This window comes from Nonomuraea purpurea, assembly GCF_042650645.1.
GTDB classification, from domain to species: domain Bacteria; phylum Actinomycetota; class Actinomycetes; order Streptosporangiales; family Streptosporangiaceae; genus Nonomuraea; species Nonomuraea purpurea.
On record NZ_JBHSBI010000008.1, the window covers coordinates 128,589 to 148,459 of the forward strand.

At 71.6% G+C, this 19,871-nt stretch carries 15 protein-coding genes; 3 read left to right on the forward strand and 12 right to left on the reverse strand.

Features of this window, described 5'->3' with window-relative positions:
* Positions 1–17: 17 nt before the first annotated feature.
* The 4 genes from ACFOY2_RS17585 to ACFOY2_RS17600 form a co-directional block, all read right to left on the reverse strand.
* A complete protein-coding gene (locus ACFOY2_RS17585) occupies positions 18–3,260 on the reverse strand; it encodes a LamG-like jellyroll fold domain-containing protein (RefSeq protein WP_379529112.1) in 3,243 nt (1,080 codons plus the stop codon).
* A 260-nt stretch (positions 3,261–3,520) separates the two neighbouring features.
* A complete protein-coding gene (locus tag ACFOY2_RS17590; protein WP_379529323.1) occupies positions 3,521–4,801 on the reverse strand; it encodes a cryptochrome/photolyase family protein in 1,281 nt (426 codons plus the stop codon).
* A gap of 107 nt (positions 4,802–4,908) precedes the next feature.
* Positions 4,909–5,364: a hypothetical protein gene (locus tag ACFOY2_RS17595; RefSeq protein WP_379529113.1), complete on the reverse strand. Its 456-nt coding sequence runs from the start codon at positions 5,362–5,364 to the stop codon at positions 4,909–4,911.
* Positions 5,365–5,497: 133 nt separating this feature from the next.
* A complete protein-coding gene (locus ACFOY2_RS17600) occupies positions 5,498–7,417 on the reverse strand; it encodes a DUF1996 domain-containing protein (RefSeq protein ID WP_379529114.1) in 1,920 nt (639 codons plus the stop codon).
* A gap of 455 nt (positions 7,418–7,872) precedes the next feature.
* Here ACFOY2_RS17600 and ACFOY2_RS17605 point away from each other — a divergent pair, with 455 nt between their 5' ends.
* Positions 7,873–8,211 (forward strand): SPW repeat protein, encoded by a 339-nt coding sequence (locus ACFOY2_RS17605; protein ID WP_379529115.1) that lies wholly within the window; start codon positions 7,873–7,875, stop codon positions 8,209–8,211.
* A gap of 242 nt (positions 8,212–8,453) precedes the next feature.
* On the forward strand, positions 8,454–9,227 hold the full coding sequence (locus tag ACFOY2_RS17610; protein ID WP_379529116.1) for an SDR family NAD(P)-dependent oxidoreductase: 774 nt from the start codon (positions 8,454–8,456) through the stop codon (positions 9,225–9,227).
* Between the two features lie 52 nt (positions 9,228–9,279).
* Here the strand turns inward: ACFOY2_RS17610 and hpnH are convergent, their stop codons facing one another.
* The 7 genes from hpnH to ACFOY2_RS17645 form a co-directional block, all read right to left on the reverse strand.
* On the reverse strand, positions 9,280–10,284 hold the full coding sequence (gene hpnH / locus ACFOY2_RS17615) for an adenosyl-hopene transferase HpnH (RefSeq protein ID WP_379529117.1): 1,005 nt from the start codon (positions 10,282–10,284) through the stop codon (positions 9,280–9,282).
* Entirely contained in the window at positions 10,281–11,774 is a 1,494-nt protein-coding gene (gene ispH / locus ACFOY2_RS17620; RefSeq protein ID WP_379529118.1) for a 4-hydroxy-3-methylbut-2-enyl diphosphate reductase, read from the reverse strand. The genes hpnH and ispH overlap by 4 nt, the downstream gene beginning before the upstream one ends.
* On the reverse strand, positions 11,771–13,648 hold the full coding sequence (gene shc, locus ACFOY2_RS17625; protein ID WP_379529119.1) for a squalene--hopene cyclase: 1,878 nt from the start codon (positions 13,646–13,648) through the stop codon (positions 11,771–11,773). Before shc ends, ispH begins: the two co-directional genes overlap by 4 nt.
* A gap of 1 nt (position 13,649) precedes the next feature.
* On the reverse strand, positions 13,650–14,660 hold the full coding sequence (locus tag ACFOY2_RS17630) for a polyprenyl synthetase family protein (protein WP_379529120.1): 1,011 nt from the start codon (positions 14,658–14,660) through the stop codon (positions 13,650–13,652).
* A gap of 58 nt (positions 14,661–14,718) precedes the next feature.
* The gene (gene hpnE, locus ACFOY2_RS17635) at positions 14,719–16,050 is read right to left on the reverse strand and encodes a hydroxysqualene dehydroxylase HpnE (RefSeq protein ID WP_379529121.1); all 1,332 of its coding nucleotides are present in this window, start codon (positions 16,048–16,050) and stop codon (positions 14,719–14,721) included.
* Between the two features lie 31 nt (positions 16,051–16,081).
* A complete protein-coding gene (hpnC, locus tag ACFOY2_RS17640; protein WP_379529122.1) occupies positions 16,082–16,996 on the reverse strand; it encodes a squalene synthase HpnC in 915 nt (304 codons plus the stop codon).
* 95 nt (positions 16,997–17,091) lie between these two features.
* Positions 17,092–17,844 (reverse strand): polysaccharide deacetylase family protein, encoded by a 753-nt coding sequence (locus ACFOY2_RS17645; protein WP_379529123.1) that lies wholly within the window; start codon positions 17,842–17,844, stop codon positions 17,092–17,094.
* A 60-nt stretch (positions 17,845–17,904) separates the two neighbouring features.
* Between ACFOY2_RS17645 and ACFOY2_RS17650 the strand changes: the two genes are divergently transcribed.
* Entirely contained in the window at positions 17,905–18,969 is a 1,065-nt protein-coding gene (locus tag ACFOY2_RS17650) for an MGDG synthase family glycosyltransferase (protein ID WP_379529124.1), read from the forward strand.
* Here ACFOY2_RS17650 and ACFOY2_RS17655 read toward each other — a convergent pair.
* Positions 18,929–19,861, reverse strand: a complete 933-nt coding sequence (locus ACFOY2_RS17655) for a DMT family transporter (RefSeq protein ID WP_379529125.1) — start codon at positions 19,859–19,861, stop codon at positions 18,929–18,931. The genes ACFOY2_RS17650 and ACFOY2_RS17655 overlap by 41 nt on opposite strands.
* Between the last annotated feature and the right edge of the window lie 10 nt (positions 19,862–19,871).

The following is a 19,871-nucleotide window of genomic DNA, read 5'->3' on the forward strand; positions in this document are numbered from 1 at the left end:
CCCCGCCGGCCGGCGAATTACTCTGCGGCGAGCCTGGCGACGTCGTCGTCGCTCAGGGCGCCCTGGTAGGTGCGTACGTCGTCGAGGACCCCCGGCCAGTGGGCGGACATGGCCCCCGCGAAGATGCCCCTGCCGACCTGGAGGGGCCCGCCGGCGTTCCAGGTGCTGTAGTAGTCGGCCTGGGCGCCGGCGACGAGATTCCCGCCGACGTAGACGCGCAGCTTGCGGGCCGGCGCGTCGTACACGCCCGCCAGGTGGGTCCACTCCATCGGGTACGGCACGTCGTCGGAGCGGGCCATCACGAGGTTCGGCGCGTCGGCGTCGGCGTCGATCATCGCGAAGCCCCAGCGGGGCCCCTGCGCCGTGTAGCCGAGCGCGAACGCGCTGGTCCGCGCGCCTCCCTGGGCCAGGGCGACGCTGTCGACCGAGGGCAGGGTGTCGAGCTGGACCCAGGCGCTGACGGTGAAGCTCTGGTCGGTGCGGATCGCCGGACCTGCCGCCGCGGCGTGCCCGGCGGTGCCGTCCACGGCCAGCGCGTCGCCGAGCCAGCCCGGCGTCCACGCCGCGCCGCCGCCGAGGGTGAGCGGCCCCGTACGGCCGGTCGCGTCGGCGGCCGTGGCGCCCTCGCCCTCGTCCAGCATCCAGTGCCCGGTCAGCGTGGAACCCTGGTTGACCAGCCGGACGATCTCCTCGCCGTACACCGCCCGGTCGTGCACGCGCACGTCGTCCACCTCGCCCGGCCAGGGGTCGGTCATGCCGCCCTGGTGCTGGGCCCGCCCGAACTGCAGCGCGCCCGCGGGTCCGGCCCCGCCGTGGTAGGCGACGGGCCCGGCGGCGCGGTGGCCGTTGACGTACAGGTACATGGCCTTGGCCGCCGAGTCGTAGACGCCGGTCAGGTGGGTCCACTCACCCGCCTTCGGCGTCACGGCGGGGCTGTCGGCCCACACCGACTGGGACGTGCCGCCGGAGTTGTTCATCTTGAACGACCACGACTTGGTACTGGCCCGGTAGCCGAGCCAGATCCCGGCGTGCGACTGGCCGTCCTGGCTGACGGCGGCGGCGTTGTGCGCAGGCAGTTCGCTGAGCCGGACCCAGGCCGACAGGGCGAGGTTGTTCTCGGTGGGGACGACCGCCCCGGCGGTGGCGGCGTGCTGGCCCGTGGCCGTGAAGCGCAGCGCCTTGCCCTGGCGGCCGTCGGTCCAGGCCGCGCCGCCGCCGAGCGTGGCGGAGCGGGAGCCTGCCGAGTCGGCCGTGACACCGCCCTGGCCCTCGTCGAGCGTCCAGTGGCCGACCGGGCCCGTGCCGTCCCTGACGTTGAAGACGTAGCTGCGGATCGGGCCCTGCTTGCCGGCGGCGTCCTTGCTGCGTACCGACAGCACGTTGGGGCCGTCCTTGTCCGGGGTGAGCCGGACGGTGGCCTTGCCGCCCGTGGTGTCCGCCTTCACCTCGACGTCCGGGTTGGTGTTGAGGCCGTAGACGAACCTGGTCACGTCCGTGACGCCATTGGCCTCGAAGGTGAACGAGCCGGCGCGGCCGAGCCCCTCACCCCAGGTGTTCTCCGGGTACTGCGCGGAGGTGACCACGGGTTCGCGGCCGGGGGCGGTGGTGTCGACGCGGATCTCGCACCACGGGCCCCACGCGCTGGTGGCGATGCCGTCCTCGGCGCGCACCCGCCAGCGGATCACCGAGCCGTCCCCGTACGCGCCCGCCGGGATGTTCGCGTAGAACGCGTTCCCGGAGGAGGCGGAGGGGGTGAGGTGCTCGCCCACCTTGGCCTCGCCGTTCCACCACTCGAAGCGGCCCCTGACGGAGTTGTCGCCGTCGCGCAGCTTGGCCCAGAGCTTGGGCGTGGCGGTGCCCACGGAGGGCCGGGCCGAGCCCGACAGGCAGCCGCCGCCCGGGTCGGACCAGGCGTCGGCGGCGGCGGGAACGGCGGGCCGGCTGTTGTACTCGATGACCAGGACGGGGTTGTTGTGGAACTTCTTCCACCCGAAGGTGTCGCCCTCGTCGGTCGCCCGCAGGCCCAGCGTGATCGTCGGCCAGTTCTCGGCCGCCGCCCGCACCGCCGCGTGCGTGGCGTCGAACTCCACGCCGCCGGCCGGGCAGCCGGTGCTCCAGCCCTTGGCCACGTGCTCGGTGTCCAGGTGCGTCACCCAGGCGGGCTGGTTGTTCCAGGTGGTGGCGCCGCCGATGACGCTGGTCAGCCAGAGTTCGACCGGCCGGGCCGAGCAGGACCAGGACCAGCTCTCGAACGTGCGCAGCGTGGCCTTGAGGATCTGCTTGCCGTGGATGGCCGAGCCGTTGTTCATCTGGAAGAACGAACGGTTGGTCTGGCCGGTGTCCCTCTCGTAGCCGACGCGGGCCACGTCGCCGGAGTTGAGGTAGTTCGTGTTCGGGTACTTCCTCCACACCGCCGTCCACGCGCCGCGCGGCGCCGACACCGACGGGTCGAGGTAGACCGGGTAGCGGGTGCCGGGCGCGGTGAGCATGGCCTTGTCGGGCGCGAGGGTCAGCGCGTCGCCGCTCACCTCCAGGCCCATCCGCTCGTGCCGGGAGCCCGGCGCGGGACCTCGGTCGGAGGCCGAGGCCAGGCGGCGGGCCTCCGGGGCGGCGGGGGAGTCCCACATGAGCGGGGTCGGGGCGACGAACACGTCGGCGCCGCCGCCGTCCACCGCCCGCAGGCCGCCGCCCTTGCTTTCGCGTACGGACAGGTTGCCCGACTTGAGCGAGAAGCGCAGGCGGTCGAGTTTGCCGCCGAGCGCCGCCTGCCGGTTCTTGACGACGAGCACGTGCGAGAAGCCGTCCACGTCGGCGGTGACCCGGAGGTCAACGCCCGGCAGCACCTCGGCGTAGGTGGCGGTGGGGCCCTCAAGCGTTGGTGCCGGCAGCGGTCCTGGCCAGCCGACGGCCAGCGACTTGGCGCCGCGCGCGACCGTGGCCATCGGGGTGCTGCCGCCGCCGGAGAAGCGCAGCGCCACGGCCGTCGCGGCCGGGGCGATCGAACCGTCGGGCAGGCGGCGCAGGGTGGTGTCCACGTCGGCCCAGCGGCCGTCCTGGCGGACGCGTACCGGGCGGGCGTGCTGCTCCAGCACGAGGCCGCCGGGGTTGGCGTAAACCGTGCGCGTCTCGGTGCGCATGGAGCCGACCTCGGTCCGCTGCCCCGTCTGCCGGGCCTGCGCGAGGGCGTCCTGCTCTGTGACGGCCTGCTGGGGAGCCGGCGCGGGCTCGGCGGCTTCCGCTTCGGCCGGGAGGAGTGCCACGCCGCCCGGGATCAAAAGAAAAGCAGCCGCCGCTGCGACTGCTGCGATGTGTCCCACCCGGTGGCGATGGCCTTGCCGGGTACGGGCTGCCCTGGCCATCACCGCTCCGGTAACGCGACGGGCGGGTTGGTGCGTGCGTCCACGATCTGTTCGACTCTCCTCGGGGCGGGGACGGTGACCGGATGGGCGAAATGCCCGATCTCGCTGGGAATATATGGTCGCGTCCGCTCGCCGTCGTCAACCCGCTGCGGTAGATCGAGTCAATTTCCTCGGTTGGGCTCCTCACCGATGCCATCCAGCCGGGCGGGATAGCCGGCGGGGAGAGCAGGCAGCCGCCAGGGCTCGTGGACGTGCTCGGCGGGCAGAGCGGCGAGTTCGGGGACGTGACGGCGGACGTAGCGGCCCGCAGGGTCGAAACGTCTGGCCTGGCGGAGCGGGTTGAAGGAGCGGTTGGGCCGGGTGTCGTTGCCGGTGCCGGCGACCCATTGCCAGTTGCCGCAGTTGTTGGCCACGTCGCCGTCGAGCAGGTGCAGGAAGAAGTGCCGGGCACCGGCACGCCAGTCGAGGCCGAGACACTTGACGAGGTAGGCCGCCACGATGAGGCGGGCCCGGTTGTGCATCCAGCCCTCGGCCAGCAGTTGGCGCATGCCCGCGTCCACGATGGGCATCCCGGTCATGCCGGCCTGCCAGGCCTGCAGCGCGTCCTGGTCGCGCCGCCAGCGCCGTTCCCCGTGGCGGTAGTTCTCGCGGTTGATCTGCGGGAACGCGTACGCCACCTGGTGGTGGAAGTCCCGCCAGCACAACTGCCTGACGAAAGCCTCGCTGCGCTCGGCACGGCAGGCCAGCTCCAACGGTGACAGGCAGCCGAAGCGCAGGTACGGGCTGAGCCGCGAGGTCCGGTCGCCCGCCAGGTCGTCGTGACCGTCCGCGTAGCCGTCCAGGCCCTGGCGCAGCCACCGGGCGGCGCGCTCGCGGGCCGCCGACTCACCGCCGGGCATGGCCCCGCCCCGGCCGGGATCGGGCAGCCGCCCGGCCGCCAGCTTCGAGGGCAGGCGCACCCGAGAGGGAGGCGGCAGTTGCGGGCGCCGGCTGTGACGCTGCCACGCATGCCAGTAGGGGGTGAAGACTCGATAGTGGTCGCCTCCGCCCGAGGGCAGCAGCGCGCCCGGGGGCACGACGGTGACGCCGGGAAAAAGCAGGAACTCGATCCGTTCCCCGGCGAAGCGCTGCTCACGCCGCCGGGCGAGCGAGCTGACGTCGGCGGCGGCGCAGACCGTCTCCGCGCCCAGCTCCGTGGCGAGCCTCATCGTCTCGCGGACGACGTCGCCCTCCCGGACGACCAGATCGCCTCCGCGCGCCCGCAGCGAAGCACGCAGGTCGGCCAGGCACTCCAGGAGGAAAGCGTGCCGAGGCCCCTCCGGTACGGCCGGGTCAAGCACGAACAGCGGCACCACCCGCTCGGCCCGCTCACAGGCGGCGGCGAGGGCCGGCTGGTCGTGCACGCGCAGATCCCGGTTGAAGAGCACGATCGCCGTGTTCATCAGCACGTTCTCTGCCACTGATCACACATGTGGACAGTATGGGCCGCAGGCCGCTCGTGGAGCGTGAAGGAGCGCCGGATGGGGTCGGCTTCGGTGAGAAGCGGGAATCAGTGTCCGGTCGGGGCATGGGCGGAGCCGCCGGGGCTGTGTTCTTCGACCGTGCCCCCGATTCTCCCGCTCAGTTCCTGCATGAAAGCCTTGGACTTGGCTGACAGCGCCCATCGATTGCCGACGAGGTAGAGGCCGCCGTACATCTCGGCGTAGTCGAGCCACTCACGCTGGCCTTGGGTCGTGTCGAAGTCAAGGAACACGAAGGGGATTCCGTCGCTGGTGCATTCCCCTTTCCGGTAGTCCTTCGCCTTGAGGGTGATTTGGGCGGTGCAGCCGATGGTGGCCGCCAGTTGCTCGACGGTGTACGCGCGGGGCGGCGTCCCCGTCTTGTGCCCACTGTTCGCCTGGGCCTGCACACCGCATCCGGTGAGCGCGAGGGCCGAGGCGACGGCCAGCGACAGGACGACGCCGCCGTGGTCTCGCCTCCTGATGACGCCGGTCGGACGCGCCACACCGTGAGCGCGTCGCGGGCGGGAGAAGCCAGCCATGATCTTGCCCTTTCTCACACCTGATGTGGCCTTGCTCCTGGCAATCTGGCAATGAGGACGGCGTGGCCAGTCGCCCGGCCACGCCGATGAATCAGGGTCAGCGACAGCGTCTGCCGCCGTTGATGCAGTCGACGACCTGCCGCATCTGCTGCTCGTTCATCAGGTTGATGAAGTCACTGTGGTCAGTGATCGGTTTGTGTAGTTCCTCGGGGAAGCCGTCGACGGCGAAGTTGGGGCCCTGCGGCACGTTGTAGACGAGCCGGTGCTCCAGCGCGGGAATGGGCTGGAAACCCTGCGGGCAACTACCGTCGGCCTGGGGGAAGGTGACATGGGTGCGGTGGTTGGCGCTGTCGACGTTCTGGCCGTCCCAGCAACTCTGGAAATCGAAGACCCGCACGAGCCTGCTTCCTCGCGGGCAGAGCGGGTACTTGTCCGTCAACTGACGGTTCTCGAACCCGGTGCAGGTCCAACCGGCGTTGGGCTCGGCCCCGCCGACCCGGGCGTTACCGGTGATGATGCGCAGGAACTGCGGAGCCGCCACCACCTTGCCGGCCGGGTTGCCCTTGAAGGTGATCTGCACCGAAGCCGGAGTGAGGATCTTGCCGACGTTCAGGTCGAGGCCGCCGCCGCGCTGGTTGGCGTCGAACTCCTGCTGCCCCAGCGCCCTCACCACCGGCCAGTAGTGCGTGGACTTGTCACCGTTGCGGCAGGTGGTGCCGGCCGCCAGCAGGCTCTCATTGGTGGACTGGTTGTTGGTGGACTCGTTGCCCACGTAGTCGTGCGTGTGCTGCGCGCCGTTGGACACGCCCGGCGCCACGATGACGTTGTCGGAGTTGAAGATCCGTCCCTCGTTGCGTCCGCAGTCCACGCTGAAGGTTCCCCTGGAGCCATTCTGCTGCGTACGGGGGTTTCTCACATTCGGCTGTACGGAACGGATGTCGACGAAGTCCTCACGGACGGGGCCCCTGGCCTGGCCGCCGTTGTTCCCGCCGTTGCCGTTGTCCCCGTCATTTCCGTCGTCGCCATTGTTTCCGTCATTGCCATCGTTGCCGTTGTTTCCGCCGGTGTTCCCTCCATTCCCGTTCCGGAGTTCACATGTCGCCAGGGTCCGGAGGCTGGCCGGCGCCTGGGCTCCGGCGCGCTGGAAGGCGATCCGGATCCGATCGAGGGTCGCCGTCCGTTTGTCCCGGAGCGGTCCGAGGATCGCGTTCTGGACGAAGTTGGGGCCGCCCTGCCCTGCCGAGCGCGCCAGTCGCTGATTGGCCTCGGCGATCTGGGTCTCCAACTGTCGCAGGTTCCGCTGGACCTCCGCCTGGGCGCGAGCGGGGATTTCGCCCAGCCTGTCCGCTACCTCGGGACAGGAGATCTGGCCGCCGCGACCGCCGCCGTTCTGGTTACCGTTGCCCCGGGCGGCGTTGTCTTGGTTGCCGTTGTCTTGGTTGTTGTCGCCTTGGTCGCCGTTGTTCTGCCCGTTGTCGTCCTGATCGCTCCCGTTCTGGTCGCCGTTGCCTTGGTTGTTGTTGCCCTGGTCGCCGTTGTTCTGTCCGTTGTCGTTCTGTCCGTTGTCGTTCTGGTTACCGTTGTCCTGGTTGTTGTTGTCTTGGTTGCCGTTGTCCTGGTTGTCGCCGTTGTTGTTCCCGGTGCCATCGTCCTGCACGGTGCAGGTGGCCAGACCCTCGAGACCGGTCGGCGCCTGGGCGCCGGCCCGCTGGAAGGCGATCTGGATCCGTTCAAGAACTGCCGCCCGTTTGTCCCGGAGCGGTCCGAGGATCGCGTTCTGGACGAAGTTGGCGCCGCCCTGTCCCGCCGAGTTCGCCAGCCGCCGATTGGCCTCGGCGATCTGGGTCTCCAACTGTTGCAGGTTCCGCTGGACCTCCGCCTGAGCACGAGCGGGGACTTCGTCCACTCTGTCCGCCACAGACGGGCAGGAGATGTCCGGCGCAAAGGCCGTGCCGGACGCCGCATTCGCGGCGCCGACCGTAAGGCCACTGCTCATGACAGCCAGGGCCGTGAGCATGCCCGCCGCCCGCAGTCGGACGCGGGAGCCATGTTGCTGTCTCATAATCCCTCTCTCCGTCTGTGGATGAGGCCCGGCCTTCAGACTCATCGGGCGGCATCCACAAAGGGGGGTCGCGGCCGTCGTCTAAACGAGATACGCGCGCTCGACGACTCGGGTTCGACGCGCTCGCCGGCTGATGCTCACCCACTTCTGGCCGGGTGGCGACCGCGCCGCCGCCGTGGCCGCCCAAGCCTGGCTAAAGCGATTTGGAGAAACGTTGCCCTGGGGGGAGGTGTCGGCCCGACCGTGTGGGAATGGGTTGCATATCTACACTTCCACGAGACTTGAGGAAGGTGGTGTGCGACATGGCTGACCGTCCAACCCATACGACATTCGACATGGGTCAGCACCCCGATATAGCGGCTCTGCGAGCTCAATACGATATGGCTGCGCAGAGCCCGTCAGGGCAGTCCGTGAGCGGGCTGACCTTTCTGAGCGGTCTCTATCTCGCCATCTCGCCGTGGGTGGTGGGGTTCTTCGGGCGCTCGACCCTGTCCGTCAACAATCTGATCACCGGTATCGCCCTGGCGATGCTGGCGGCCGGGATAGCCTCGGCCTACGGTCGGATACACGGACTGGCGTGGGTTGTGCCCATCATCGGGGTCTGGACGATCATCGCCCCGTGGGTGCTGCCCCCGCACTCCGCAAGCGCAGGCGCGATCATCAGCAACGTCGTCACGGGGGCAATCATCACCGCATGCGGCCTGGCCTGCGTCATGCTCACCAAGATGCCCGTACCGCATCGGCGTTGACGTCTCCTGGCGGATCACCGGTCCGTAACGAGAGGCGGCACGCCGCCGACTGCGACTGCGTCTCCGACTCGTAGGAGAGACGGGGGCGCAGTCGGCAGTTCGGTTCACAGAAAAGCTCACCCGCTGACGGCGAACACCAAGCACCCCGGTTGGGACGGCCCGCGAGCGGACAGCACACGAACGTAGGCCGCGACCGGAGGACCGATGCTCGCACACGAACCGACGCCCTGGCGCGGGCAGCCATGAGGCTCGCCGACGCCCACGTCCTCGTCACCGGCGCCTCCTCGGGCATCGGCGCGGCCACCGCGCGGGCGCTGGCGGGCACCGGCGCGCGGCTGACGCTGGCAGGGCGCGACCGCGAACGGCTGGCGGCCGTCGCCTCGGCAACCGGCGGGAGCGTGCTGGTGTGCGACGTCGCCACCCAGGCCGAGGAGCTGGCCTCGCAGGCCGGGCACGTCGATGTTCTGGTGAACAACGCCGGAGTGGGGTGGGCGGGGCCGTTCGTGCGGATGCCGGCCGGCAGCGCCGAGCGGCTGCTGGCGGTCAACCTCGCCGCGCCGATCGAGCTCACGCGGCTGCTGCTGCCGGGGATGGTGGCGGCGGGCCGTGGGCGTCTGGTGTTCGTGGCCTCCATCGCCGGGGCGGTCGGCGTGGGGCAGGAGGCCGTGTACTCGGCCACGAAGGCGGGGCTGATGGCCTTCGCGGAGGGCCTGCGTCACGAGCTGGACCACGTGCCGGGCGTCGGCGTGTCCGTCCTGCTGCCGGGGGTGGTGGACACACCCTTCTTCGTACGGCGCGGCGCCCCGTACACGCGCGCCTGGCCGGCGCCGGTCGCGCCGGAGCGGGTGGCGCGGGCGATCGTGGCGGCGATCAGGGACGGCCGGCCGGAGTCGTTCGTGCCGGGCTGGCTGCGGGTGCCGGCGAGACTGCGCGGAGCGGCCCCCGGCGCCTTCCGGATGCTCGCGCGGCGCTTCGGCCGCGCCCAGGGGTCAGCGGCCCCTGATGGCGCGCGGTGACGCTTTCAGCGGCCCAGGCTCAGCCGCTCCTGATGGTGGCGGCGGCCCCGTCTCAGCCGCTCCTGAGGGCGCGTAGTGACTCCTTCAGTGACCCCATCGTGGCCAGGACGGCGGTCGGTTCGTAGCCGCAGTGCGCCATGCAGTTGTCGCACCGGGGGTCGCGGCCCCGGCCGTAGGCCGACCAGTCGGTTTTCTCGATCAGCTCGCGGTAGGTCCGCGCGTACCCGTCCGCCATCAGGTAGCACGGACGCTGCCAGCCGAACAGCGAGTACGACGGGATGGCCCAGGCGGTGCACGGGAGCTCGACCCGGCCCTCCAGGAAGTCCAGGAACAGCGGCGAGTGGTTGAACCGCCAGCGCCGCCGTCTCCCACCGGAGAAGGCCTCGCGGAACAGCGCACGCGTCTCCCGCACCCCCATGAACTGGTCCTGGACGGGCGCCTTCTCGTAGGCGTAGGCGGGGGAGATCATCATCTGGTCGACGGCGAGCTCGTCGTTGAGGTAGTCGAGCACCTCGATGACGGTCTGCGGGCTGTCGGTGGAGAAGAACGTCGTGTTGGTGGTGACACGGAAACCGCGCCGCTGGCACTCGCGCACGGCGGCGACGGCCTCGTCGAAGACTCCCTCCTTGCACACCGAGGCGTCGTGGCGCTCGCGCACGCCGTCGATGTGCACGGTCCAGGTGAAGTACCGCGAGGGTTTGAACTCGTCGATCTTCTTGGGGATCAGCAGCGCGTTCGTGCACAGGAACACGTACTTCTTCATGTCGATGAGACGGCGGACCATCTCGCCGATCTGCGGGTGCATGAGCGGCTCCCCGCCGGCGATGGACACCATGGGGGCGCCGCACTCCTGGATGGCGGCGACGGCCTGCTCCACCGGCATGCGCCGCTTCAGCACGTCGGCCGGATGCTGGATCTTGCCGCAGCCGGCGCATTTGAGATTGCACGCGAACAGCGGCTCCAGCTCGACCAGGAGCGGGAACTTGGTTCGTCCCCGGAGTCGCTGGCCGAGGATGTAGCTGCTGATACGCAGCCCTTGCCGGACCGGGATCGTCATGACAGCGCTTCCTTGGGTAGCGAGAACCGTACGGTCTCTTGGGCGATCACCCGCTCCTCGACGGTCACTTCGCCGAGCCCGCGCAGGGCGGCGACGATGTCGTCGACGAGGCGGGGAGGGGCGGAGGCGCCGGCGCTGAGCCCGATCGTGCGGGCGCCGGCGAGCCAGTCGAGGGCGATGCCGCCCTGGTCGTCCACCAGGTGGGCCGGGGAGTGGCGGGCGGCGACCTCCACCAGGCGCAGGGAGTTGGAGGAGTTGACGGACCCGACGACGAGGACGACGTCGGATTCCTCGGCTATCGCGTGGACGGCTCGCTGGCGGTTGGTCGTCGCGTAGCAGATGTCGTTCCGCTTCGGCTCCAGGGCGTCGGGGAAACGGCGGCGGATGGCGGCGGCGATCTCCGCCGCCTCGTCCTCCGCGAGGGTCGTCTGCATGAGGTAGGACACCGGCCGGTCGGCCGGCAGGGCCGCCACGTCGTTCACCGTCTGCACGAGCACGCCAGATTCGCCGCTTTCGCCGAGCGTGCCCTCGGCCTCCTCGTGGCCCGCGTGGCCGATGAGGGCCACCAGGCGTCCCTCCGAGGCGAACCGGCGTGCCTCCGCGTGCACCTTGGAGACCAGCGGGCAGGTCGCGTCGATCACCCGCAGCCCTCGGCGGGCCGCCTCCTCGCGGACCTTCGGCGACACCCCGTGCGCGGAGAAGACGGTCACCGCCCCGGCCGGCACCTCGTCGAGTTCGTCGACGAACACCGCTCCGCGCCGGCCCAGATCCTCCACCACGTGCAGGTTGTGCACGATCTGCTTGCGGACGTAGACGGGCGGGCCGTGCCGCTCCAGCGCGAGTTCGACGATCTCGATGGCACGTTCCACCCCGGCGCAGAATGAGCGCGGCTCGGCCAGCAGGACGGTTCGCGGCCCGGCCGCCGCCGCCCAGCGCACCAGGACGGGGCCCACGACACTGAGCGTGCGACGCGCGGCGACTCCACGGGCGAGCGTCGCGGGGCTCAGCAGCGGCGCCTCGGGCGTGTCGACGATGACCCGCACGGCGGCCAGCGGCCGTCCCCCGGCGGCATGGGCCAGCGGGCCGGTCTCCATGTCCACGGCGTACGCGCCCGCCGCGGCGAGGCGGTGCCGCTCCGCTCCGCTGACCACGTGATCGGCGGTGACCAGCGGACCCACCTTGGCGGGCAGGCCGGCGCGGGCCAGCTCGCCCGCGAGGAGCGGAGCGGTAGGGCAGGGATGGACGCGCCCCCCGAACCTGACCTCGCTCGCCACCAGGACGTCGCCGGGCCGCAGGCTCCTGTCGACGGCGCCGCCGAAGCCGGCCACGGCCACCGGCCCCCGCCCGCCCAGGCCGGCGGCGGCGCGGGCCGCCCGGCGCGGGCCGACCCCGGTGACGACCACCCTGGTGCCGTCGAGGCGAGCCGGCAGGCCGCGCCTGATCGCGCGGGCCTCGATCCCGAGCCCCGCGCAGATCAGCAGCCCTGTCATGAGGGCTCCAGGCCGGGGCGCAGGTAACGACCCAGGGCGCTGATCGGGAAGACGAGCCGGTAGAGGTGGTAGTTGATGTAGAAGTCGCCGGGGAAACCCGTGCCCGTGAAGTACGGTTCGTCCCAGGTGCCGTCCGTCCGCTGCCGCTCGACCAGCCAGCGCACCCCCTTTTCCACCGCCGGTGAGCGCTCGCCTGCGGCGAGCAGGGCCAGCAGCGCCCAGGCGGTCTGCGAGGCGGTCGAGGCGCCGCGGCCGATCCAGGCGGGGTCGCGGTAGGAACGCAGGTCCTCGCCCCAGCCGCCGTCACCGTTCTGGTGCCGCTCCAGCCAGACGACGGCGCGGCGTACCGAAGAATGTCCCGGCCGGACGCCCGCGGCGACGAGGGCGGGCACGACGGCCCCGGTGCCGTAGATGTGGTTCGCGCCCCAGCGGCCGAACCACGATCCGTCCTTCTCCTGCGCCTTCAGCAGCCAGATCACGGCCCTGCGCAGGACGGGGGAGCGGGGCCGCTCCTTGGCCAGGGCTTCGACGACGTGCGCGGTGACGTCGGCCGACGGTGGGTCGATCACCGCGCCGAAGTCGCAGAAGGGCAGCTTGGTGCAGAGCGCGCGGTCGTTGTCGGCGTCGAAGGCCGCGAAGCCGCCGTCGCCGCAGGCCATGCCGGCCATCCAGCGCACCCCGCGCTCGATCGCCGGTCGTGCGTCGGGGCGGTCGAGCCGGTGCAGCGCGAGCACCACCTCGGCGGTGTCGTCGGTGTCGGGATAGCCGTCGTTGTCGAACTCGAACGCCCAGCCGCCGGGAGGCAGGGCCGGCCTGCGCACCGCCCAGTCTCCGACCGTCCTGACCTCCTCGCGCAGCAGCCAGCCGGCGGCTCCGGCGACGGCCGGGTGATCGGCGGGGGTGCCCGCGTCCAGCAGCGCGTTGACCGCCAGCGCCGTGTCCCACACGGGAGACTGGCACGCCTCCAACCGGCGGCCCTTCTCGTCCCGGACGGTGAACCGGTCGAGCCCTTCGATCGCCTTGCGCATCACCGGGTGGTCCAGGTGGTAGCCGGACAGGTGGAGCGCGATGATCGAGTACACCCACGGCGGCTGGATGCCGCCCCAGGACCCGTCGGCCTCCTGACGTGCGACGACCCAGCCGACGGCGCGTCTGAGCGCGGCCCGCCGGAGGCCCGGCGACGGGCGACGCTCGTAGCGGTGCAACACTCGGTCCAGCGCGCCGAAGGCCGCCTCCCAGCCTCCGCGCGCGGGACGGCGCGGCATCCGGCCGGTCCGCAGCTCGGACAGGTCGAACGGGAGCCCGCGCACCGGCCGGCACGCGGTCACGACGGTCAGGGGCACGATCGTCTGCCTGGCCCAGCAGGCCCAGTCGTAGACGTTGAGCGGGAACCACGAGGGAAGGAACATGATCTCGGGCGGCATGACGGGCAGGTCACGCCACGACCACTCCCCGAACAGGGCCAGCCAGATACGGGTGAACACCCGGCTCGCCTCGATCCCGCCCATGGCCAGGATCTGCCGGGAGGCGGCGCGCATGTGCTCGGCGTCGGGCGGATCACCCGCGAGCCGCAGCGCCGTGTACGCCTCGATCATGGTGGACAGATCCGCGGGCCCTTCGTGGAAGTTGGCCCACGTGCCGTCGGCGCGCTGCTCGGAACGGATCCACCGGGCGGCCTCCGAGGTGTCCCGTTCGGTGCGGATGCCGAGGAACTGCCGCAGCAGCAGGTCCTCTGCGTCCATGGTCACGTTGGTCTGCAGTTCGCCCTTCCACCAGCCCTCCGGGGACCGCAGGCCGATCAGGTGGTCGCGGGCGGCCCGAAGGGCCTTTTCCGCGTTGGTGAGCAGGTCCTGGGGCGTCTCAAGGGCGGTCATGTCAATGATCCCTGGATGCGATGAATTGGGCGATGTGCAGGAATTCGGTGCGCACGTCCGCGGGCAGGTCCGCGTCGGCGAGGCAGCGGGCCGCGGCGTCGAGGCGCCGTTCGGCCTCCGACTCGGCCCACGTCCTGCCGCCTGCCTGCTCGACCAGGCGGGCGGCGTCGTGCAGGTCGGCCTCCGTCAGCGGCCCGGGCCTGGCCAGCAGTTCTGCGAGGCGGTCTCCGGCCTGCGTACGGCCGGTGAGCGCGGCGACCACGGGCAGGCTTTTCTTACGGGTGCGCAGGTCCGACAGCACCGGCTTGCCCGTCACCTCGGGCTTCCCCCAGATGCCGAGCAGGTCGTCGGCCAGTTGGAAGGCCAGGCCCGCCTCGGTGCCGAACGCGGCCAGGCCGGCGGCCAACGGGACGGGGCCCTCCACCGCCGTCACGCCGATCGAGCAGGCGCAGGCGAGCAGCGAGGCGGTCTTGTGCCGCGACATCAGCAGGCACTCCTCCCGCGTCACATCGTCGCGGTCCTGGAACTCCAGATCGAGGGCCTGGCCCGCGATGAGCGAGAGCGTGGCCTGGTCGAGCGTGCGGGCAGCCGCCACGTAGCCGGAGGTCCCCTGTTCCAGCAGGAGCTCCCCGGCCAGGACGAGCAGCGCGTTGCCGCACAGGATCGCCTGGGCGCGGCCGAAGACCGTCCAGGCGGCAGGCCGGTGCCGGCGGACCGGGTCGTCGTCCATGACGTCGTCGTGCAGGAGGGAGAAGGCGTGCACGAGCTCCACCGCGGCCGCGGCGGGAAGGCACCGCTCGACGTCCGCGCCCGCCGCCCTGGCCGACAACACCACGAGCGTGGGCCGCAGCGCCTTGCCGCCCGCGGCGCGCGGCCGTCCATCCCCGTCGGTCCAGCCGAAGTGGTAGCGGGCGACGCGCGCGGAGTGCGGGTCGAGGCGGCCGACGGCCTCACGCAGCACCGGCTCGACGAGCTCGCGCGCAGCCTCCGTCGGCGGCAGTGCCAAAGTCATGAGACCTCCTTCGTCGGCCTCATGTTTGCTTGCTTATTGATGACCTCGGCAAGCTCGCTCATGACCGGCTCTCCTGTTGTCGCATGTGGCCTTTGGCCAGGCGAGCCGCGTGGAGTCCGCTGCGCACGGCACCCTCCATCGTGTCGGGCCAGCCGGTGTCGGTCCAGGCTCCGGCGAGATACAGACCGGGCCATCGGGTCGCGCTCCTCGGGCGGAGCACCCCGCTGCCCGGGGCTTGGCGGAACGTCGCACGCCGTTCCCTGGTGACGAAGAAGTCGGTCATCCTGGCCTCGCGCGCTGCCGGGAACACCGATCGCAACGCCGGGACGAAGCTCTCGCGGATGTCCGCGGTCGGCCGGTCGATCCACGTGTCCGCGACCGACACCGACACCGCCAGGTACTGCCCCTCGCCGAGCCCGGCGACGCGGGTCTTGTCGAACACCCACTGCACGGGCGAGCCGGTGACCGCGACGAACGGCAGCCGCATGACCGGCCGGTCGTAGAGCGCGTGCACGTTGATGATCGGGCTCGCGTCCAGGGCGCTCCACGCATCGCGGCCCGGCGCCGCCGCCGCGGGGACCAGCTTCGCGGCCTGCTCGTGGCGTGTCGCGACGACGACCGCCGACGCGTTGATCCTGGCGCCGTCCACGATGACGGCCGGGCCGGGTTCGATGGCCGTGACCTTCGCCGACAGGCGCACCGTGCCGCCGCGCCCCGCGATGGCGGCCCTGGCGGCGGTGTCGTGCAGCTCGCCGAGCGGGACCAGGGGGATGCCCAGGTCGGCGGCGTCCGGCCGGCCGAGCAGGGCGGTCTTGAACACCTTCACCGCCGGGCCGAGCGCGGCCTCCTCGACCCCCGTGTTCAGGGCCGCGACCGCGAGCAGGTCCCAGAGCGCCTCCCGCACCGGGGTCCGCTGGCCGTGCGCCGCCAGCCAGTTCCCGAACGTCACCGAGTCGAGAGCGGGATCGGCCGGGTCGAGCCTGCTGAGCGCGAGCGAGCCGCGCAGGGCCTGGATCCGGTCGCCCGGCCCGAGCAGGCGGTATCCCGCGAGCGCGGGCACGAAGTGGAGCGGGCCGGGCAGCGCGGCGCGGCGCAGCCGTCCCGACCGGCCGGCCTTGCCGAGCACCCGCACGTCGAACCGGTTCTGCAGGCCGACCAGCGCGGTGCCGCCGAGCCGTTCGAGGAGCCCCCGGTAGGCCGTGCAGCAGCGCAGGAAGACGTGCTGGCCGTTGTCCACCGTCAATCCGCCGCGCTGGAAGGAGTAGGTGGCGCCGCCCAGCCTCGGACGGGCCTCGTACAGCGTCACGGGGCAGCCGGCTTCCGCGAGCGCGATGGCGGTGGTGATGCCGGCCAGGCCGCCGCCGATCACCGCCACCGGTGCGATCGTCATCTCAGCCCTCCCAGGGATGCGGGGTGCCGTCTCACGCTGACGGCAGTCGTCGCAGACCCGCACCGGGCCACGTCATGGTCGTGAGGACCCGCGCCCACGCCCAGAGCAGGCCCACGCGGCGTGGCCGGACGGCACGGTCCAGAATGTCGTAGCGGGCGCTCCTCAGCGCGGCCAGGGTGGCGTGGCCGCCGGCGACGTAACCCGCGACCGCCGTACGGGCGAAGCCGGACAGCGCGGCCACGATCGGCTCCCCCTCGCCCAGCAGCGTCCCGGCCCGTGCGGCCTGCTGGGCCACCACCTTGCGCAATCTCGGTGACGTGGTGGCCGCCGCCAGATGGCTGATCGGGCAGCCCGCCCGGCGAAGATCCTCTTCCGGCAGGTAGACGCGTCCGCGCCGGTAGTCCTCGCCCACGTCCTGGCAGTGCTCGATCACCTGCAAGGCCGAGCACACCCGGTCGGACAGGGCCAGCCGGGGGCCGCTGACCTCGCCGAACACGTACAGGACGAGATGGCCGACCGGGTTGGCCGACAACTCGCAGTAGCCGAGCAGTTCGTCGAAGGTCTCGTAGCGGGTGACCGTCTGGTCACGCCGGTTGGCCTCGATGAGGCGGTGGAACGGCTCGGCGGGAATCGAGCACTCCTGGACGGTTCCGGCCAGCGCGCCGACCGGCCCGAGCCGTGCGGGGCGACCGTCGTACAGCCGGGCCAGGTCGGCCTCGATCTCGTCCAGCAGTCTCAGGCGGTCATCGGGGCGCTCGTCGTCGCCGATGTCGTCGACCGAGCGCGCGAAACCGTACACGGCCATGAGATGGTCGCGGTGCCGGCGTGGCAGCAGCCGCGAGGCCACCGGGAAGTTCTCCCGGCGTGCCTTTTCCGCCAGCTTCCGCGAATGGCAACTTTCTGACCGCACGTCTGGGAAATATCCGCCGCCGGGTAGCGCAAACATGACGGCATTCCATTGCCCGGTTATTGGGCCGGAATTTACTCGCAGATAGAGCCGGAAAACGGCGTTTGAATTCCCGGAGAAAGGGGGAATGCCCGTTATGGAAGCGCGCTTCTCAACCGATCGAGGGTGAGGGCCGCCGGCACACCGTGGTCGCGCAGAGGGCCCACGTCCAGCCCCATGAGCCTGCAGCGGTCCACGAGCGCGGGGAGGGCGTCGAGCGCCGACCGCCAGGAACCAGGAACGGAGACGTGGTCGGAGTCATGGAGAACGACGGTCGCCCCGCCACGCAGCCCGGCCGAGACGCGGGCCAGCACGGAGCCGGGAGTGGCGGCCGCCTCCCAGTCACGGCCCCAAACGGTCCACAACACGGGGCGCAGCCCCCGCAGACGGGCGGCGACCAGCGCTTCGAGACTCAGCGCTCCGTAGGGCGGCCGGTACCACCCCGCGCGCACTCCGCCGACCGCTCTGACCAGGTCGGCGGTCCTGCCGATCTCGGCCGTCAGCCGCCCCGGCGGGGCGATCAGGGCGTTGCCGTGCCGCCAGCCGTGCACGGCGAGCTCGTGCCCCTCGGCCACGATGCGGCGGCCCAGCCACTGGTGGCGTTCGAGCAGCTCGCCGAGGACGAAGAAGGTCGCGTGACAGCCGATCCGCCCCAGCTCGTCCAGGAAACGCGGGGTCGAGTGGGGATGGGGCCCGTCGTCGAAGGTGAGCGCCACATGGCCGCGATAGCCGACGCCGGCCAGAGCGGGCAGCCGCCGCCGGACCTGGGGCAGCCAGGTGGCGGCGGGACCGGTGTGCAGCAGCGCCAGGCATGCGAGCCCGAGCGGCAGCGCGAGGCGGCGGTTCATCGTCCGACGGCCGGTGGTGAGAGGTCCGGGCGGCGGCTGGTCCTCATCCTCAGCGCGCCGATGGGCAGCGCCCATGACAGGACCGCCGCAGAACTGGCCGCCCGGCTCGCGGCCGAGAATGCCGACTCAGAGATCATCGATGTCCTCCAGCTTTTTCCGCTGCGGCTGGGATCGGCGCTGCGCTGCGGGTACCGCTGGATGATCCTGCACGCTCCCTGGCTCTACGACGTCATCTACCAGGTCTTCTTCATCGGCAAACGGACCGTCGGCACCTCGCCGCTCACGGCCCTCGCCGTCCCCCGCCTGCGCAGGCTCGTCGCCGCCCGATCGCCTGACGAGGTCGTCTCGACCTTCCACCTGGCGGCCCAGCTCACGGGACGGCTGCGCGAGCGCGGCGGGTTGCCCTGCCCGAGCACGGTGCTGATCACGGAGTTCGCGGCGCACCGGCTGTGGCTGCACCGAGGAAACGACCGATTTCTGAGCCCGAATCCCGGCAACGTCGAGGAGATCCGGGCCAGGACCCGCCGCTCGGCTCTTCAGTGCGCTCCGGTCGTGCGCCCGGAGTTCGCGCGGATCGTGGCGGATCCCAAGGAGGCGGCCGGCAGCGTCGGCGCGGACCCCGGCGACCGGCTCGTGCTGGTGTCGGGAGGGTCATGGGGGGTCGGGGACGTCATCGCGACCGCGCGCATCCTGGCCGGCTCAGGGCGGTACACGCCGCTCGTCCTGTGCGGGAACAACGCCGAGCTGAGCCGCCGCCTGCGGGCCGCCGGGCTGGGCCCGGGGCTCGGGTGGCGCGACGACGTGCCCGAACTCATGGCGGCCGCCCACGCCCTGGTCGACAACGGCTCCGGCCTGACCTGCCACGAAGCCTTCGCCGCAGGGCTACCTGTTGTCATCCACCGGCCCATCCCCGGCCACGGCCGCGCCGGCGCTCTGGCGATGGCCAGGGCCGGGGTGAGCCTCCACACCGGCACCGCGTCCGCGCTGCTGGAGGCGCTGGACCTCCTGGCGGACGAGCGGTCGCGAAAGCGTCAGGCGGACGCGGCCTTCGCGCTGTTCTCCTCGATGCCGGCCCAGGCGGGTCTCATTTCCGCGCGGAAGGGGGGACACTCGGCGCCTCGATGAGCGGCGAGCGGGCCAGCACGACGACGCCGTAGACCAGGAGCCCGGCGCCCGCGACCTCGAACACCAGCCATGGGCCGGTGCGGATCGGCTCGCCGAACATCATCGCGCCGTACAGGATGCCCGCGATGGGGTCGCTGATGGTCAACGCCGGCTGGGCGACGACGAGGCTGCCGCTGTGCAGGGCGTTCTGCAGGAGGAACAGGCTGCCCAGGCCCGCGGCCACCATCGCATACAGCGGCCAGGACGTCGGCAGCGCGCCCGGATCCTCCGCCAGCAGCGTCGTGCACTTCTTGATGAGCGTGGCCGTGAAGGCGAAGCCGATGCCCGCGGCCACGCCCAGCGTGGCCGAACGCATGGGCCCACTGGTCAGGGCCCCCACCGCCACCAGCACGGCGATCGTCGCCAAGGTCACGACGGCGGCGACGATCCATGCGAGCATGTCCGGTGACCACCGCCCCGGGCCGGGAACGGCCGCGGCGAGGAACATCGTCAGGCCGGCCGACAACGCGCCGATCGCCAGCCACGACCGCTTGTCCAGGAAAATGCCGAACGCCCGGGACATGATGATCATGGTGAACGGGAGCTCGATCACCAGAGCCGGCTGGACCAGGGCGATGCCGCCCCTCGACAGCGCGGCCGCCTGGAAGGCGAAACCCCCGATCAGCGCCACGATCCCCCACCGCCACAGCGGGTCACCGATGAGCGCCCAGATCAGGCCGAGCCGCAGTCCCAGATCCGGCGACACCGATCGTGCCGCCCGCCGCTGCAGAACCGACGAACAGGCGTTGCACAGCGCGGCGAGCACCGCCAGCAGCCCCGCAGTGATCAACGCAACCACGCTCGGCGCCGCCCGCGATCCTTGCTCTCCACGATGGAGGTCCAGCGCCGGCACCGGATCTCCT

Bases quoted from the DNA above. Each gene is read 5' to 3' on its own strand.
- ACFOY2_RS17590 (WP_379529323.1), bottom strand. From the start codon at position 4,801: ATGAACACGGCGATCGTGCTCTTCAACCGGGATCTGCGCGTGCACGAC.
- ACFOY2_RS17600 (WP_379529114.1), bottom strand. From the start codon at position 7,417: ATGCTCACGGCCCTGGCTGTCATGAGCAGTGGCCTTACGGTCGGCGCC.
- ACFOY2_RS17610 (WP_379529116.1), top strand. From the start codon at position 8,454: ATGAGGCTCGCCGACGCCCACGTCCTCGTCACCGGCGCCTCCTCGGGC.
- hpnH (WP_379529117.1), bottom strand. From the start codon at position 10,284: ATGACGATCCCGGTCCGGCAAGGGCTGCGTATCAGCAGCTACATCCTC.
- ispH (WP_379529118.1), bottom strand. From the start codon at position 11,774: ATGACAGGGCTGCTGATCTGCGCGGGGCTCGGGATCGAGGCCCGCGCG.
- shc (WP_379529119.1), bottom strand. From the start codon at position 13,648: ATGACCGCCCTTGAGACGCCCCAGGACCTGCTCACCAACGCGGAAAAG.
- ACFOY2_RS17630 (WP_379529120.1), bottom strand. From the start codon at position 14,660: ATGACTTTGGCACTGCCGCCGACGGAGGCTGCGCGCGAGCTCGTCGAG.
- hpnE (WP_379529121.1), bottom strand. From the start codon at position 16,050: ATGACGATCGCACCGGTGGCGGTGATCGGCGGCGGCCTGGCCGGCATC.
- hpnC (WP_379529122.1), bottom strand. From the start codon at position 16,996: ATGTTTGCGCTACCCGGCGGCGGATATTTCCCAGACGTGCGGTCAGAA.
- ACFOY2_RS17645 (WP_379529123.1), bottom strand. From the start codon at position 17,844: ATGAACCGCCGCCTCGCGCTGCCGCTCGGGCTCGCATGCCTGGCGCTG.
- ACFOY2_RS17650 (WP_379529124.1), top strand. From the start codon at position 17,905: ATGGGCAGCGCCCATGACAGGACCGCCGCAGAACTGGCCGCCCGGCTC.